This is a genomic window from Stenotrophomonas sp. SAU14A_NAIMI4_5 (assembly GCF_003086795.1).
GTDB lineage: Bacteria > Pseudomonadota > Gammaproteobacteria > Xanthomonadales > Xanthomonadaceae > Stenotrophomonas.
The window spans coordinates 47,192-63,025 of record NZ_CP026003.1; the positions used below are offsets into that span (position 1 = coordinate 47,192).

Genomic DNA, 15,834 nt, shown 5'->3' on the forward strand with positions numbered 1-15,834 from the left:
ACGAACCGGTAACGCAGGGCGCGTCGCTATCATGACGCAAATGGGAATCGATCCCATTTGAATCTCCGATAAGGACTCCCCCTGTGACTGCTGATGCCCTCACCCGCGCGGGCCTGCCGCGCGCTGCCCTGCCGTGCCCGTCTGCCCTTGGCCGACGGGCTCTTGCCCTGGCTGTCGTCCTGGCGCTGCCGCTGGCGGCCCACGCCGAAGCACCGGCCGATGCCAACCCGACCACCCTGGATGGTCTGGAAGTGACCGCGCGTCGCCAGTCACAGGCGGACAGCTACACCCTGCCGATCAGCAAGGCCGCCATTGGCCTGGACCTGAGCCTGCGGCAGACCCCGCAGTCGGTGACCACGGTCACCCGCCAGCAGATGGATGACCTGCAGATCGAGTCCATCAACGACGTGCTGACCAGCACCACCGGCATCACCACCTATTCGCTGGACAACGCCGGCCGCACCACCTTCCGTGCGCGCGGCTTCGACGTCGGCAACTTCAAGGTCGATGGCATGCTGATCAACGGCGCCAGCAGCTTCAGCGGCGGCGGTGCCGGCCTGAACATGGACCTGTACGACCACGTGCAGGTGGTGCGCGGCGCCAACGGCCTGCTCGGTGGCACCGGTGACCCGTCGGCCACGGTGTACCTGGAGCGCAAGCGCCCGACCCGTGAGTTCGGTGGTGCCGCCTCGCTGACCCTGGGCAGCCACGACAAGCGCCGCCTGATGGGCGACGTCAACGTGCCGCTGACCGCCGATGGCCGCGTGCGCAGCCGCTTCGTGGTCAGCGCCGAGGATTCGGACACCTTCCGCCAGCGCGAGGACGTGCAGCGCCTGGGCGGCCTGGCCAGCTTCGAAGCCGACCTGGGTGATGCCACCGTGGTGAACCTGGGCGTGCAGTACGAGCGCACCCGCAACGGTGGCGGTTCGTGGGGCAGCAACGTGCCGATCTGGTGGGCCGACGGCACCCGCACCAACCTGTCGCGCAGCACCAACCCGGCCGCCGACTGGAGCGTGGCCAAGCGTGACAACACCTCCGTGTTCGGCAGCGTGGAACAGGGCCTGGGCGCGGACTGGAAGCTGCGCGTGGCGTTCGCCCATGACAGCGGCGAGAGCTACACCAACTACGGCGTGGCCAAAGTCAACAACGCCGCACCGGGCAAGGGCTTCGCCGGCTTCTGGAACCCTGATGGCAGCGGCGCGTTCCTCAACGCCATCCACAACGAATCGGAAACCCGCCGCGACAACCTCGACATCAGCGTCAGCGGCCCGCTGCAGCTGTTCGGCCGCGAGCACCAGCTGATGGCCGGCTTCAACGGCTACCGCAGCGAGATCACCGACTACGCCTTCAGCGCCGCGCTGGGCAACTGCACCATCGCCGGCGTCGCCCCGTGGAGCGGCTGCCAGTACCGTGCGGTCGGCCTACCGATCGACGACTGGCGCACCTGGGACGGCAGCTACGCGCCGTTCGAGACCTTCCGCACCCCGGCCCGCACCAAGACCATCACCCAGAACGTGGGTGGCTACCTGGCCGGCCGCTTCAGCCTGGCCGAGCCGCTGTCGCTGGTGCTGGGCACCCGCGTGAGCAACTACAAGACCTACACCCAGACCTACAGCAAGGCCGACGTGCGCACCCGCGGTGCCGCCACGGGCGACCAGCAGGTGGTGACCCCGTACGCGGGCCTGGTGTGGGACTTCGCTGCGAACTACTCGGCGTACGTGAGCTACACCGATGTGTTCAGCCCGCAGGGCAACGTGCGTGATGCCAACGACACCCTGCTCGACCCGGTGACCGGCAAGAGCTACGAAGCCGGCATCAAGGGTGAGTGGGCCGACGGTGCGTTGAATGCCGCGCTGGCCGTGTTCCGCAACGAGCAGAACAACGTGGCCGAGAGCACCGGTGAAGTGCACCCGGTGACCGGCTTCAACATCTACCGTGCGGTGGACGGCGTGGTGTCCAAGGGTGCGGACCTGGAAGTGTCCGGTCGCCTGGCGCAGGGCTGGAACGTGTATGCCGGCTACACCTGGCTGCAGGTCGACGGCCTGTCCTACCAGCAGGACCCGCGTCACCTGCTGCGCCTGAACACCTCGTGGACCCTGCCCGGCGCACTGTCGAAGCTGACCGTGGGCGGGGGCCTGTCGATGCAGAGCGGCACGGTGATGTCGACCAACCCGGGTCGCCCGCTGGGCGGCGGCAAGTACGACGCCAGCAACCTGCCGATGGGGGGCTACACCCTGGTCAACCTGATGGCGCGCTATGACCTGACCGACACCGTGCAGCTGGCGGTGAACGTGAACAACCTGACCGACAAGCTGTACTACACCCAGTACGGCTTCTACGACGGGCTGATCTTCGGCGAGCCGCGTACCACCACCTTCAGCATCCGCGCACGCTTCTAAGCGTGGCCGTGGCACCGGCCTGCAGCCCTGCAGGCCGGTGCTGCATCTGGGAAGATGCGTCCATGCCCGAGTCCCAAACCCCGCCCGCCCGCATCCTGGTCGTCGATGACGATCCGGAGATCGGCGCCCTGCTCGCCCAGTACCTGGGCCAACAGGGCCTGCAGACCGTCGTCGCCGGCGATGGTGATGGCATGCGCGCGGCATTGGCTGCCGGGACCTTCGACGCGGTGGTGCTGGACCTGATGCTGCCCGGCGAGGATGGGCTGGCGCTGTGCCAGCAGCTGCGCGAGCAGACCGCCCTGCCGGTGATCATGCTGACCGCGCGTGGCCGCCCGGCCGACCGCATCCTTGGCCTGGAAGTGGGCGCCGATGACTACATGGCCAAGCCGTTCGACCCGCGCGAGCTGCTGCTGCGGCTGCGTGCGGTACTGCGGCGGCAGGCGCCCGTGCAGGCGGCCCCGGCCGCCACGGCGGAGGTGGCACGGCTGCGTTTCTCCGGGTGGACCCTGGACCCGCGCACCCACCTGCTGCAGGCCGACGATGGCCGCCGCCACCTGCTGGGCGAGACCGATTTCAGCGCGCTGCAGCTGTTCCTGCGCCATCCCGACGAAGTGCTCGAGCGCGATTTCCTGGTGGAACAGGTGTACGGCCGCGACCGCATGCCCAGCGATCGCAGCATCGACATGTGCATCAGCCGGCTGCGGCAGATGCTGGAACATGACAGCCGCGCGCCGCTGCTGATCCGCACCGTGCGCAACCGCGGCTACTGCCTGGCCGGGCCGGTGCAGGCCGATGGCTGAGGCGCGCCTGGGCTGGCCGCGCACGCTGTACGGGCGGCTGGTGCTGGTGCTGGTGGCGGGCATGCTGCTGGCGCAGCTGCTGACCGGCACCGTGTGGCACGACGCCCGCTATGAGCGCGTGGCCGAGATACCCGCGCGGCTGACCGCCGCGCACGTGGCGCAGACCCTGCGCCTGCTGGAAGCCCCTGACTCGCCGCTGGCCGGTGCCGACCCTGCGGTGCTGTCCACGGCCGACCTGACGGTGCGGGCCGTCGACGATGGCGGCCACGTCTCGCTGCGCGCGCGTGACCGCGCCGTGGAGCAGCTGCTGCGTGCATCGCTGCAGGGCGAACTGGGCACGCCGCGCGAGCTGCACCTGCAGCGCCTGCGCCTGTACGACGCGCAGGGCCGCGAGGACGACAAGGTGCTGTCGGCGCGCCACGTCGCCGGCCAGTTCCAGCTGCGCGTGCGCACGGCGCAGGGGCACTGGCTGCAGTTCGACGTGCGCGAAGGCCAGGCCGGCCTGCAGCTGGAACCGGCACATGCGCTGGGCGACTACCTGCTGCGCATCTACGGCCTGCGCACCCTGCTGATCGTGCTGCTGGCCCTGCTGGTGGTGCGCTGGCTGACCCGGCCGCTGACCCGCCTCGGCGACGCCGCACAGGCGCTGGGGCGCAATCTGAATGCTCCGCCGTTGCCGCTGGAAGGGCCGCGCGAGGTGCGCCAGGCCGCGCAGGCCTTCAACCAGATGCAGCAGCAGCTGCAGCAGGCCGCGCAGGGCCGCGAGGAACTGCTGGCGGCGGTCTCGCACGACCTGCGCTCGCCGCTGACCCGCCTGCGCCTGCGCACCGAACTGCTGGCCGACGAGGCCGTGCGCACGCGCTGGCGTGCGGACCTGGACGACATGCAGGAGCTGGTCGATTCCATCCTCGACTACAGCAGCGCCACCCAGCTGCGCGGCGACCGCGAGCCGATCGATATCGACGCGCTGCTGCGTACGGTGGTCGACGATGCACGCGAGGCCGGCCATGCCGTGCAGCTGACGGGCCGGGTGGGCGTGGCCTATCCCGGCTTCCCGCGCAGCCTGAAGCGCGCGCTGGCCAACCTGCTGGACAACGCCGGGCGCTATGGCGGCGGCGCGCAGGTCGAGGCGTCGGGCGACGCCAAGGCCATCCACATCCGCATCACCGACCAGGGCCCGGGCATACCGGCCGGAGAACGGGCGCGGATGCTGCAGCCGTTCCAGCGGCTGGAGGCTTCACGCAGCGCGCGCCATGGCGGCACCGGGCTGGGCCTGAGCATCGCGGTGGCGGTGGTGCAGGCGCACGGCGGCCAGCTGGCCCTGGAGGATGGCGACGGCGGCCGCGGGCTGTGCGTGCGGATCACCCTGCCCCGATCGTAGAGTCGAGCTTGCTCGACTGCTCGTGCGGGTAACCGCCAGTCGAGCAAGCTCGACTCTACGTCTGGCAGGACGGTAGCGCCGGGCCATGCCCGGCGGTAGCAGGGTCAATCCGGCGCCTTGGCCGGCACGAACGGCGAGGTCGGGTCGCTGGCCGGGAAGGTCTCTTCCAGCGCCTGGTCCTGGTTGTCGCTGGCGTGCTGCTTGCGCTCGCGGCGCTTGAGCGGGCTTTCCTGCCCACCGCGGTGGCGGTCGCCGCAGTCCTTGCGGTCCAGCGCGGCCTGTTCAGGGTGATGCACCGCCGGCAGCGCGTCTTCGTGCGGCACGCTCATGCCGGCGCCACGGTCCTCGGCATCGGCCAGGTCGTGCTTGGCGCGGGATTCGCCCGGCACGGGGGCATGGGTCTGGCGCAGCGGGTCACGGTTGGACATGGCGATTACCTGGCGTTGGCGGGGGGCTCCACTACAGCGCGGCACAGGTAAAGCCGCCGCGAACCCGGCGTCATGAACACATCTGTCACGGCTGGATAACGGCACCGCCGGTATTCCTGCCCACCCGCCCTGCTGCAGGAGCCGGTCATGGCCCGTCTTGAACGCCCCGCCCCGTCCGTGTTCAACGCCCTGCTCGACCCCCTGGGCGCACGAACGCCCCTGCGTCGGGCCCGCCGCCGTGAAGACCCGCAGGCGGTGGCGCAGGACTACCTGCAGTACATGCTCAACGACTACGAGCGACGCCGCGCCAACGGCCACCGCAACTGGCGCGACCTGTGCCCGGTGTATGCCTTCGCCCTGACCACCCATGCCGCCGATTGGCCGCGCGGCGGTGATGCCGATACCGGCGAGGAGCTGGCCGCGCACTGGGAACAGATGCGTGGGCAGTCCCGGCTGGGCTGGGCGCAGGCGCGGCCGGTGGTGGAAGACGCCTGGCGGGCGCTGGACCACATTCCCACCGCCGCGGTGCGCCCGCTGCTGCAGTAACCCGTCGCCGCGGGCCACCTGGCCTGCACGGGGCCGACACGGCCGTTTCACGGTGGGCGTCCGAAGCTGGCCGCCCCGCCGCAATGCAGGTGCGTGCCATGGCCCGCCCGATCTGGACCGGTACCCTCTCCTTCGGCCTGCTGAACGTGCCGGTCTCGCTGATGTCCGGCGAACGCAAGGTCGACCTGCAGTTCCGCATGCTGGATTCGCGCGACCGCAAGCCGATCCGCTTCGAACGGGTCAACGCCGATACCGGCGAGGAAGTGCCGTGGAAGGACATCGTCAAAGCCTACGAGTACGACAAGGGCAGCTACGTTGTGCTGGAAGAAGGCGACATCCGCTCGGCCGCGCCGGAGAGCCATGAAACGGTGGAGGTGGAGGCCTTCGTCGACGCCAGCCAGATCGATCCGCGCTACTACGAGAAGCCCTACCTGCTGCTGCCCGGCAAGAAGGCCGAGAAGGGCTACGTGCTGCTGCGCGAAACCCTGCGCGATACCGGCAAGGCCGGCATCGCGCGGGTGGTGGTGCGTACCCGCGAATACCTGTGCGCGGTGATGCCGCAGGGCCACGCGCTGGTGCTGATGATCCTGCGCTATCCGCAGGAGCTGGTTGATCCGGAGGATTACAAGCTGCCCACCGGCAGCCTGGCCGACTACCGCATCACCGCCAAGGAAACAGCGATGGCCGGGCAGTTGATCGAATCGATGGCCGCCGACTGGGACCCGTCGCAGTACCACGATGAATTCCGCGAGCGCCTGCAGCAGGTGTTGAACAAGCGCATCAAGACCAAGGGCGGCACCACCCAGGTGGAGGAGGAGCCGGTGGCGCACGAGGATGCCAGCACCAACGTGGTGGACTTCATGGCGCTGCTGCAGAAGAGCCTGGATGCCAACAAGCGCACGCCGGCGAAGAAGACCGCGACGCGCAAGGCACCGGCGAAAAAGGCTGCGAAGAAAGCCGCGAAGAAGACCGCCGGCAAGGCCGCCAAGGCGACGAAGAAGGCCGCACCGCGCCGCAAGGCAGGCTGAGCCATGTCGCTGCACCAGTACCGCCGCAAGCGCCGTTTTGGCGGTGGCAGCGGGCAGACACCGGAGCCGGATGATGGCCCGGCCGCAGGCAATCCGAAGCGGCGCCCGCAGTTCGTCATCCAGCTGCACCACGCCAGCTCGCGGCACTACGATTTCCGCCTGGAAATGGACGGCGTGCTGAAGAGCTGGGCGGTGCCCAAGGGCCCGTCGCTGCGGGTGGGCGAGAAGCGCCTGGCGGTGGAAGTGGAGGACCATCCGCTGTCCTACGCCGGCTTCGAAGGGGATATTCCCGAAGGCCATTACGGCGCAGGCCACGTGCAGGTGTTCGACCATGGCAGCTGGGCCTGCGAAGGCGACCCGCTGCAGGCGCTGGCCGATGGCAAGCTCGACTTCGTGCTGCATGGGCAGCGCCTGAGTGGCGGCTGGAAGCTGGTGCGCACGGCCATGAAAGGGCGGCAGGTGCAGTGGCTGCTGATCAAGCGTGACGATGCCGACGCGCGCGACGCCGAGGCCGATGATCTTCTGGAGAACGCCATGCCTGCATCCAGGGCCGCAGCAAAGAAGGCGAAAAAGGCAACGCGCGCCGCGCCCCGCAAGGCAGACGCACGCTGGCATGCGCGCGCGCTGAAGCTCGCCGGTGCACGCGACCATCCGTATCCGCGCGGCTTCAAGCCGCAGCTGACCGATCACCGCGACACCGCACCCGATGGCGAACGCTGGCTGCATGAGATCAAGTGGGATGGCTATCGCCTGCTGGCCGACCTGCACGACGGCGAGCTGAAACTGCGCTCGCGCAATGGCCTGGACTGGACCGACGACTTCCCCGAAGTCGCCCAGGCCGTGCGCGCGCTGCCGGTACGTGATGCGCGCCTGGACGGCGAGCTGGTCGTGCTCGACGAACAGGGACGCAGCGACTTCGCGGCCCTGCAGCGTGTCATCGATGGCAGTTCGAAACAGCCGCTGCGCTACATCGTGTTCGATCTGCCCGGTGTGGCCGGCGTGGACATCAGCCGCGCGGCATTGCTGGAACGCAAGGCCCTGCTGAAGGACCTGATCGGACCGGAGCCGGGCACGCTGGCCTACAGCGAACACGTGCTCGACCACGGCCCTGCGGTGTTCGCCGCCAGCGGTGAGGCCGGCTTCGAAGGCATCGTCAGCAAGCAGGTCGATGCGCCCTATGCGAACGCCCGCGCGCGCAGCTGGGTGAAGGTGAAGCACGAGGACACCGACGAATTCGTCATCGTCGGCCACACCGCGCCCAAGGGCAGCCGGGTCGGCTTCGGTTCGCTGCTGCTGGCCACGCCCGACGCCGGCGGCCTGCGCTATGTGGGTCGCGTCGGCACCGGTTTCGACGATGCGGCGTTGAAGGCGCTGAGCAGCGCGCTGGAGCCGCTGGCGGTGAAGAAAGCGGTGCTGGAGCTGCCGGCGCATGTTCCCTTCCGCGCGGCCAGCGTGCGCTGGGTGAAACCGGTGGTGGTGGCCGAAGTGGCCTTCCGTGGCTGGGGCAAGGAAGGGCTGCTGCGCCAGGCCAGCTTCAAGCGCCTGCGCAGCGACAAGCAGACGCAGGACCTGGGCGTGACGCAGGCAGCAGGCAGCGATGACGTAGCGGTGGCCATCAGCCATCCGCAACGGGTGGTGTACCCGCAGCGCAAGCTCAGCAAGGGCGACGTGGCCGACTACTACCGGCAGATGGCGCGCTGGATCCTGCCGGAGATCGCCGGCCGCCCGCTGTCACTGCTGCGCTGCCCGGATGGCGTCGGCAAGGCCTGCTTCTTCCAGAAGCATCATGGCGCCGGTCTGGGCGACGCCGTGCATGCGGTGCCGCTGCAGCAGAAGAGCGGCCGCGAGGACTACGTCTACATCGATGACGCGCGCGGCCTGCTGCAGCTGGTGCAGATGAACACTCTGGAGCTTCACCCGTGGGGCGCGACGATCGAGGATCCCGAGCATCCGGACCGCCTGGTGTTCGATCTGGACCCCGGCGACGGCGTGAGCTGGGCGCAGGTGAAATCGGGTGCGCGCGATGTGCGCGACCGCCTGCTGCAGGTCGGCCTGCAGAGCTTCGTGCGGCTGTCCGGCGGCAAGGGTGTGCACGTGGTGGTGCCGCTGCAGCCGAAGGCCGATTGGGAACAGGTCAAGGCGTTCTGCGAAGCCTTCGCCCAGGCGATGGCGCTGGAGCAGCCCGACCGCTACGTGGCAACGATGAGCAAGGCCAGGCGCGAGGGCGTGATCTTCATCGACTGGCTGCGCAATACGCGGGGCGCCACCAGCGTGTGTTCGTGGTCGCTGCGTGCGCGGGAGAGCGCAGGCGTGGCGGTGCCGCTGCGCTGGGAAGAGCTGGCGAGAGTGGGCGCCGCCGATGCGTTCCCGATGGACAAGGCGTTGGCCCGCGCGAAGCGCCTGAAGGACGACCCGTGGCGCGGCATGGAACGGTTGCAGCAGGTGTTGCCGACCGGTAATCGGTAGCGCCGGGCCACGCCCGGCGAGCGCGCAGCGCGGATACGTTGCCTGTCGCCGGGCACGGCCCGGCGCTACCAGATCAATGTGGCGTGGCTCAGAAGTCCGCGCGGATGCCGAAGGTGACGCGGCGGCCGGAGAACTCGTACTGGGTCGGGAACGCCTTGTCGATCGTGTAACCGCTGGTCTTCTCGTCCAGCAGGTTGATCGCTTCCAGGTTCAGCTTCCAGGTGTCATTGAGGCGGAAGCCGATCGAGGCATCCAGCTGGCCATAGGCATCGCGGTAGACCGGATACATGTTCAGGTGGATGTACTCGACGTACTTGTCCTTGTAGTTGTACGAGGCGCGTGCGCTGAAGCGGTCGTTCTCGTAGTACAGGGTGAAGTTGTACGCCTTCTCGGCCAGGCCTTCCGGCGGGGTCGGGATGTCCAGGTCCGACGCACCGGTCAGCGAGTTGTCCAGCTGGGTGTAGTTGGCGTTGATGCCCCAGCCTTCCAGTGCCGGATGCAGCATCGACAGCGGCAGCTGCGCGACCAGCTCGACGCCGGTGACCTTGTAGGAACCGTCGGCGTTGACCGGCTGGTAGACCTCGAAGTCGTAGTAGCCGTCCAGCGAGCCGTTGGCGTTGAGCTTCTCCACGTTCGGCACGATGCCGGTCAGCGACTGCCGCACCACGCCGTCGATCTTCTTGGAGAAGTACGACGCGGCCAGCAGGCCACCGTTCTGCAGGTACTTCTCCAGGCCCACTTCCCACTGCTTGGCGGTGGTCGGCTTCAGCGCCGGGTTGCCGTCCATGAAGCGGAAGCTGCTCCAGCTGACGGTGCGGCGGTAGGCGATGTCGGTCAGCGACGGACGCATCAGCGTTTCCGAGGCGGCACCGCGCAGCACCAGGCCGTCGGCGATCTCGGCGGTCATGTTGAAGCTGGGCAGGATCTTGCTGTAGTCGCCGCTGCTGGAAATCGGGGTCGGCGTGTAGCCGTTGCTGCCAACGGCGTTCTGCACCGGGTGGAAGCCGGCCGAGTCGACATCAGTGTCGATCGAGCGCACGCCCAGGTTGGCGTACACCGGTACGGTGCCGATGTCGAAGTAGAAGTCGGCCATGGCATACAGCGCCAGGGTCTTCTCCTTCACCTCGTAGTACTGGCCCGGATCGATCGGGGTTTCATAGCCCGGGTAGCGGAACGTGGCGCGCGCATAGGCGTTGGACACCTGCTGCCAGTCCAGGTCGCTGGGGCGATACGCACCACCCGGTGCCAGCTGGCTGATCCACACCGGGTTGCTGTCGGCCAGCGTGCGCGTGTTGACCCACGCGGCGCTGCCGGCGGTCGGGCCCTGGATCTTGCCGCTGCCGAACTCGCGTTCCTTGGTCTTGTCGGTGTAGCGCGCGCCGAACTGCACGCCGCTCAGTGCCGGGAAGAAGGCCAGGTTCATCTGCCGGCGCAGGTCGAGCTGCGCGGCGTACTTGTCATCCTTCACCTTCTCAAGCTCGGTTTCGTACGCTTCGAACAGGTACTTGTCCGCGGCGTTGTACATGTCGAAACCGCCGGTGGTGCTCGGCACGGTCTCGCCGCCGTTGCTGGTCCAGCGCGTGCGCGACGGCGCGTAGGCCACGTGCTTGAGGTTGGCGTAGTCCGAATCCTTGCGCGCGCCGGAATAGCCGACCAGCGCGTCGATGTCCCAGCCACCCACCTTCCAGTCCAGCTTGCTGCTGAACTGACGGTAGTCGGTGTTGGCGTTGCGTTCCTTGCTGAGGATCTCGTGCTGGGTGGCGGTGTAGGACACGTCCTTCAGCACGGTGATGCCGTAGGCCGACAGCGTGTCGCTGTCGTAGTCGTGGATGGTGTCCAGCGTGCTGCGGCTGGACGCCGAGTACGCCGCGGCATCGTACTCGTCCTCGTGCGTGTCATAGCCGCCGAGCATCGCATCGAAGCTGAGCGAGAACGTGTCGCTGGGCTTGAACTGCAGCGACGCGGTGGCGCCCCACTGGTCCTGCTCGTTGAGGTAGACGCGGTCGCCGACCTTGTCCTGGAAGATGATGCGGCTGGTCTCGTCCTTGTCCATGCGGTCCTGCACGACGATGCCGGCATCACGCGCCAGCACGGCGGCGGCCTGCGAACCACGCGTGCCCGACGCTTCCAGGAAGCGGCCCATGGGACGGAAGTTGATGCCCGAGTTGGAGTCGGTGCGGTTGGTGCGCTTGGCCTTGGAGAACGACACCAGGCCGCCCCAGTCGCCCCAGGTGTCACTGGCGAGGAAGGAGATCTTCGGGTCGATCTTGCCGTTGATCGAGTTGTGCGAGGCTTCGGCCGAGGCACTGAACTTCGGCTCGGGGAAGTCGAACGGCTTGGCCGTTTCGATGTAGACCGAACCGGCGATGCCACCTTCCTCGTCGGCGGCGGTCGGCGACTTCTGCACGGTGACCGTCTGCACCACGTCGGCGGCGAAGATGTCGAACTGCACATCGCGCCCGCCACTGCCCGAAGCGGTGGCCAGGTTGTTGATCGAGACCAGGGTGAACTCGCTGGGCAGGCCGCGCACGCTGACCTTGCTGCCCAGGCCCTTGTTGCGCTCGATGGTCACGCCCGGCATACGCTGCAGCGCTTCGGCGAGGTTCTGTTCCGGGAAATCGGCGACGTCGGTGGCGACGATCGAATCGGAGAAGCCGATGTTGGCGCGCTTGAGGTCGACCGCGCGTTCCAGGCTCTTGGCATAGCTGCCGGAGACGGTGACGGTGTCCAGCTGCTGCAGCTGTTCGCGGGTATCGCCATCGGCGGCTTCTTCAGCCATTGCATCGAGGGGCAGTACGGCGAGGCCGCCGATCAGCACCGCATGCACGGCGCGGGACAAAAGCTTCGCATGGGGGGCCGCAGCGGCGGCCTCCCGGTTCTGGTAACGCATCGGATGATTTCCCGGTTCCCTGTGGTGACTTACGCCGCGCCTGCCCGTGTTCCGTGGGTGCAGGCCCCTGCGCCGCGTTGCCGACGTTCGGCGGGCACCGAGCCTAGGGGGGAATTGTTAAGCCTGTGTTGCGCTGCGGGACGGACGACGACCAAACCACCAGCCACCGAGCAGCTGCACCGGCAGCGACACCAGCAGCGCGATGGCGAACCAGCGCGGGAAATCGCCGCCCATCACCCACAGGCCGTAGCCGCTGCCGAGTACCAGCAGGGTCCAGATCGAGGTGCCATGCGCACGCGGCCAGCACGGTGCGTAGTAGGTGGCAAAGGCGATGCCGGCGATGCCGCCGAGCACGGTGAAGGCCAGGTCCCAACCCAGTTGCGCTTCGCTGCCGGGGTGCAGGCCGAACAACGACGGCAGCCAGCCGCCGGCACTGCTGACCAGGGCCAGCGCGAGCAGCGCGCCGACCAGGGCGACGACGGACAGGAAAACGGTCTTGAGCATCTCGGGCATGCCGTCATTGTACGGCGCTCCGGGCTGCGTAGAGTCGAGCTTGCTCGACTGCTCTGTTCCGTGCGGCTGCAGTCGAGCAAGCTCGACTCTACAGGGGCTCAGGCCTTGCCGGCGGCCTGCAGCGCGGCGAATTCCTCGTCGCTGAACAGCCGCGAGCGCACCAGGAAGCGCTCGCCTTCGCCGTTCTCCAGCGAGAACATGCCGCCGCGCCCGGGCACCACGTCGATGATCAGCTGGGTGTGCTTCCAGTATTCGAACTGCGAGGGACTGATATGGAACGGCGCGCCGCCGATTTCGCCCAGGCAGACATCGCGATCACCGACGATGAAGTCGCCCTGCGCGAAGCACATCGGCGAGGAGCCATCGCAGCAGCCGCCGGACTGGTGGAACATCAGCGGGCCATGGCGCGCGCGCAGCCTGTCGATCAGCTGCAGCGCCGCGAGGGTGGCGATGACCTGGTGCGGAAGTTCGTTCATGAGTGCCTCGTCCGGGGTCAGAGCCCTCCACTCCTGGCGGAGTGGGAGGGATCCGACCCCTTGCAGGGTTCCGTTGCACGGCCGCCGCGTCCGCGGGAGAGGGGGACGGGCGCGGCAGCCATGCGCGGGATGATCAGGCGGCGAAGTCCAGCACCACGCGGCCCTCGATGGTGCCGGCGTGCATGCGCGCGAACACCTCGTTGATGTTTTCCAGGCGGTCGGTGCTGACCGTCGCCGCGACCTTGCCTTCGGCAGCGAACTGCAGCGATTCCTGCAGGTCCAGGCGGGTGCCGACGATCGAGCCGCGCACGGTCACGCCGTTGAGCACCATGCCGAAGATGTCCAGCGGGAAGTTGCCTGGCGGCAGGCCGTTCAACGAGACCGTGCCGCCACGGCGGACCATGCCCAGCGCCTGTTCGAACGCCTTGGGCGAGACCGCGGTGACCAGTGCGCCGTGCGCGCCGCCGATCTCCTTCTTCAGGAAGGCGGCCGGGTCGGTGGTGCGTGCGTTGACGGTGACCTGCGCGCCCAGCCGCCGGGCCAGGGCCAGCTTGCCGTCGTCGACATCGATGGCCGCCACGTTCAGGCCCATTGCACGTGCGTACTGCACCGCCATGTGGCCCAGGCCGCCGATGCCGGAGATCGCCACCCAGTCACCGGGCTTGGTATCGGTGACCTTCAGGCCCTTGTAGACGGTCACGCCGGCGCACAACACCGGCGCGATCTCCACGAAGCCCACTTCCTTCGGAAGCAGGCCGACATAGTTGGCATCGGCCAGTGCGTACTCGGCGAAGCCGCCGTTGACCGAGTAGCCGGTGTTGCGCTGCGTTTCGCACAGCGTCTCCCAGCCACCCAGGCAGTGTTCGCAATGGCCACACGCCGAGTACAACCAGGGGATGCCGACCCTGTCGCCTTCCTTGACGTGCCCTACCCCGCCTCCCACGGCCACGACGTGCCCCACGCCCTCGTGGCCGGGGATGAATGGCGGGTTCGGTTTCACCGGCCAGTCGCCCTCGGCGGCGTGCAGGTCGGTGTGGCAGACGCCACAGGCCTCGATACTGACCAGGACCTCGCCCGCCCCCGGGCGCGGTACCACGACTTCCTCGATGACCAGCGGCTTGCCGAACTCACGGACGACGGCAGCCTTCATGGTTCTATTCATGCGGGTTACTCCGTAGTGCGCTTGCAGACAGGATGGCGCGGGCCCCATGCCCGCGCCTTGATCCCGATCAATCCATCAGAAGAAGCCCAGCTTCTTCGGCGAGTAGCTGACCAGCAGGTTCTTGGTCTGCTGGTAATGGTCGAGCATCATCTTGTGGTTCTCGCGGCCGATGCCCGACTGCTTGTAGCCACCGAACGCCGCGTGCGCCGGGTAGGCGTGGTAGCAGTTGGTCCACACGCGCCCGGCCTGGATGGCGCGGCCCATGCGGTACAGGCGCGAGGCATCGCGGCTCCACACGCCGGCACCGAGGCCGTACAACGTGTCGTTGGCAATCTGCAGCGCTTCTTCCTCGGTCTTGAAGGTGGTCACCGCCACCACCGGCCCGAAGATTTCCTCCTGGAAAATGCGCATGCGGTTGTGGCCCTTGAACACGGTGGGCTTCACGTAATAGCCGCCGGCCAGTTCGCCGCCGAGCGTGTTCTGCTCGCCCCCGATCAACACTTCGGCGCCTTCCTGCTTGCCGATGTCGATGTAGGAAAGAATCTTCTCCAGCTGCTCGGACGACGCCTGCGCGCCGATCATGGTGTCCGGATCGAGCGGGTCGCCCTGCCTGATCGCGGCCACGCGCTTGAGCACGCGTTCCATGAAGCGCTCGTAGATCGATTCCTGCACCAGCGCACGCGACGGGCAGGTACACACCTCGCCCTGGTTCAGCGCGAACAGCACGAAGCCTTCCACTGCCTTGTCGAGGAAATCGTCGTCCTCGGCCATCACGTCGGCGAAGAAGATGTTGGGTGACTTGCCGCCCAGTTCCAGCGTCACCGGGATCAGGTTCTGGCTGGCGTACTGCATGATCAGGCGGCCGGTGGTGGTTTCACCGGTGAAGGCGATCTTGGCGATGCGCGGGTTGCTGGCCAGCGGCTTGCCCGCTTCCAGGCCGAAGCCGTTGACGATGTTGAGCACGCCCGGCGGCAGCAGGTCGCCGATGATCTCCATCAGCACCAGGATCGAGGCCGGGGTCTGTTCGGCCGGCTTGAGCACCACGCAGTTGCCGGCGGCCAGCGCCGGGGCCAGCTTCCACGCGGCCATCAGCAGCGGGAAGTTCCACGGAATGATCTGCCCGACCACGCCCAGCGGCTCGTGGAAGTGGTAGGCAACGGTGTCCTTGTCGATCTCCGAGAGGCTGCCTTCCTGCGCGCGTACGGCGCCGGCGAAGTAGCGGAAGTGGTCGACCATCAGCGGGATGTCGGCGTTGAGCGTTTCGCGGATCGGCTTGCCGTTGTCCCAGGTCTCGGCGCGCGCGATCAGCTCCAGGTTCTGCTCGATGCGGTCGGCGATGCGGTTGAGGATGTTGGCGCGCTCGGTGGTGGAGCGCTTGCCCCAGTCATCCTTGGCGGCGTGCGCGGCATCCAGCGCGGCCTCGATGTCTTCGGCATTCGAGCGCGCCACCGAGGTGAGCACCTTGCCGGTGATGGGCGTGGTGTTGTCGAAGTACTGGCCGCTGCGCGGGGCCACCCACTGGCCGCCGATGTAGTTGTCGTAGCGGGGCTTGAACAGGGCGCTGGGGTCGGCCGGGTCGGCCGGGTCGGTCGAGGGCGAGGCAACGGCATTCATCGTGGGCACTCCTTGGATGGCCCGGACAACCCGGGGCCTGCCTCCCCTACCGCAACGAGCGTGCCAACCGCGCGCGTGCTGCGGCGCGTCACGGGCTGCGGCAGCGCAGTTGCTGGCGGCCCCCGCGTGGA

The 15,834-nt window shown here is 68.1% G+C and carries 12 protein-coding genes; 6 read left to right on the forward strand and 6 right to left on the reverse strand.

Going from position 1 to position 15,834, the window contains the following annotated elements; all coding sequences use genetic code 11:
- Positions 1-83 precede the first annotated feature (83 nt).
- From C1925_RS00210 to C1925_RS00220, 3 genes are all read left to right on the forward strand, one after another.
- A complete protein-coding gene (locus tag C1925_RS00210) occupies positions 84-2,399 on the forward strand; it encodes a TonB-dependent siderophore receptor (protein WP_216821984.1) in 2,316 nt (771 codons plus the stop codon).
- Positions 2,400-2,461: 62 nt separating this feature from the next.
- Positions 2,462-3,199, forward strand: a complete 738-nt coding sequence (locus tag C1925_RS00215; RefSeq protein WP_108767172.1) for a response regulator transcription factor — start codon at positions 2,462-2,464, stop codon at positions 3,197-3,199.
- Positions 3,192-4,580 (forward strand): ATP-binding protein, encoded by a 1,389-nt coding sequence (locus C1925_RS00220; RefSeq protein ID WP_108767173.1) that lies wholly within the window; start codon positions 3,192-3,194, stop codon positions 4,578-4,580. The genes C1925_RS00215 and C1925_RS00220 overlap by 8 nt, the downstream gene beginning before the upstream one ends.
- Before the next feature lie 104 nt (positions 4,581-4,684).
- On the opposite strand, the gene C1925_RS00225 is transcribed toward C1925_RS00220, so the two are convergent.
- Positions 4,685-5,008, reverse strand: a complete 324-nt coding sequence (locus tag C1925_RS00225) for a hypothetical protein (protein ID WP_108767174.1) — start codon at positions 5,006-5,008, stop codon at positions 4,685-4,687.
- A 147-nt stretch (positions 5,009-5,155) separates the two neighbouring features.
- On the opposite strand from C1925_RS00225, the gene C1925_RS00230 reads away from it, so the two are divergent.
- From C1925_RS00230 to ligD, 3 genes are all read left to right on the forward strand, one after another.
- Positions 5,156-5,554: a hypothetical protein gene (locus tag C1925_RS00230; RefSeq protein ID WP_108767175.1), complete on the forward strand. Its 399-nt coding sequence runs from the start codon at positions 5,156-5,158 to the stop codon at positions 5,552-5,554.
- A 98-nt stretch (positions 5,555-5,652) separates the two neighbouring features.
- Positions 5,653-6,582, forward strand: a complete 930-nt coding sequence (locus C1925_RS00235; protein WP_108770563.1) for a Ku protein — start codon at positions 5,653-5,655, stop codon at positions 6,580-6,582.
- 3 nt (positions 6,583-6,585) lie between these two features.
- Complete coding sequence (ligD, locus tag C1925_RS00240; protein WP_108767176.1) at positions 6,586-9,048, forward strand: DNA ligase D; 2,463 nt, start codon at positions 6,586-6,588, stop codon at positions 9,046-9,048.
- Between the two features lie 88 nt (positions 9,049-9,136).
- Here the strand turns inward: ligD and C1925_RS00245 are convergent, their stop codons facing one another.
- The 5 genes from C1925_RS00245 to adh form a co-directional block, all read right to left on the reverse strand.
- On the reverse strand, positions 9,137-11,938 hold the full coding sequence (locus C1925_RS00245) for a TonB-dependent receptor (RefSeq protein WP_108767177.1): 2,802 nt from the start codon (positions 11,936-11,938) through the stop codon (positions 9,137-9,139).
- 117 nt (positions 11,939-12,055) lie between these two features.
- Entirely contained in the window at positions 12,056-12,451 is a 396-nt protein-coding gene (locus tag C1925_RS00250; protein WP_108767178.1) for a hypothetical protein, read from the reverse strand.
- A 98-nt stretch (positions 12,452-12,549) separates the two neighbouring features.
- The gene (locus C1925_RS00255; RefSeq protein WP_108767179.1) at positions 12,550-12,927 is read right to left on the reverse strand and encodes a DUF779 domain-containing protein; all 378 of its coding nucleotides are present in this window, start codon (positions 12,925-12,927) and stop codon (positions 12,550-12,552) included.
- A 133-nt stretch (positions 12,928-13,060) separates the two neighbouring features.
- The gene (gene adhP, locus C1925_RS00260; RefSeq protein WP_108767180.1) at positions 13,061-14,089 is read right to left on the reverse strand and encodes an alcohol dehydrogenase AdhP; all 1,029 of its coding nucleotides are present in this window, start codon (positions 14,087-14,089) and stop codon (positions 13,061-13,063) included.
- A gap of 75 nt (positions 14,090-14,164) precedes the next feature.
- Complete coding sequence (adh, locus tag C1925_RS00265) at positions 14,165-15,703, reverse strand: aldehyde dehydrogenase (RefSeq protein WP_108767181.1); 1,539 nt, start codon at positions 15,701-15,703, stop codon at positions 14,165-14,167.
- Positions 15,704-15,834 lie beyond the last annotated feature (131 nt).

What these genes read in the sequence shown, in the direction of transcription:
- adhP (WP_108767180.1), bottom strand. Translation starts at nt 14,089, where the DNA reads ATGAATAGAACCATGAAGGCTGCCGTCGTCCGTGAGTTCGGCAAGCCG.
- C1925_RS00215 (WP_108767172.1), top strand. Translation starts at nt 2,462, where the DNA reads ATGCCCGAGTCCCAAACCCCGCCCGCCCGCATCCTGGTCGTCGATGAC.
- C1925_RS00245 (WP_108767177.1), bottom strand. Translation starts at nt 11,938, where the DNA reads ATGCGTTACCAGAACCGGGAGGCCGCCGCTGCGGCCCCCCATGCGAAG.
- adh (WP_108767181.1), bottom strand. Translation starts at nt 15,703, where the DNA reads ATGAATGCCGTTGCCTCGCCCTCGACCGACCCGGCCGACCCGGCCGAC.
- C1925_RS00235 (WP_108770563.1), top strand. Translation starts at nt 5,653, where the DNA reads ATGGCCCGCCCGATCTGGACCGGTACCCTCTCCTTCGGCCTGCTGAAC.
- ligD (WP_108767176.1), top strand. Translation starts at nt 6,586, where the DNA reads ATGTCGCTGCACCAGTACCGCCGCAAGCGCCGTTTTGGCGGTGGCAGC.
- C1925_RS00255 (WP_108767179.1), bottom strand. Translation starts at nt 12,927, where the DNA reads ATGAACGAACTTCCGCACCAGGTCATCGCCACCCTCGCGGCGCTGCAG.
- C1925_RS00220 (WP_108767173.1), top strand. Translation starts at nt 3,192, where the DNA reads ATGGCTGAGGCGCGCCTGGGCTGGCCGCGCACGCTGTACGGGCGGCTG.
- C1925_RS00250 (WP_108767178.1), bottom strand. Translation starts at nt 12,451, where the DNA reads ATGCCCGAGATGCTCAAGACCGTTTTCCTGTCCGTCGTCGCCCTGGTC.
- C1925_RS00225 (WP_108767174.1), bottom strand. Translation starts at nt 5,008, where the DNA reads ATGTCCAACCGTGACCCGCTGCGCCAGACCCATGCCCCCGTGCCGGGC.
- C1925_RS00230 (WP_108767175.1), top strand. Translation starts at nt 5,156, where the DNA reads ATGGCCCGTCTTGAACGCCCCGCCCCGTCCGTGTTCAACGCCCTGCTC.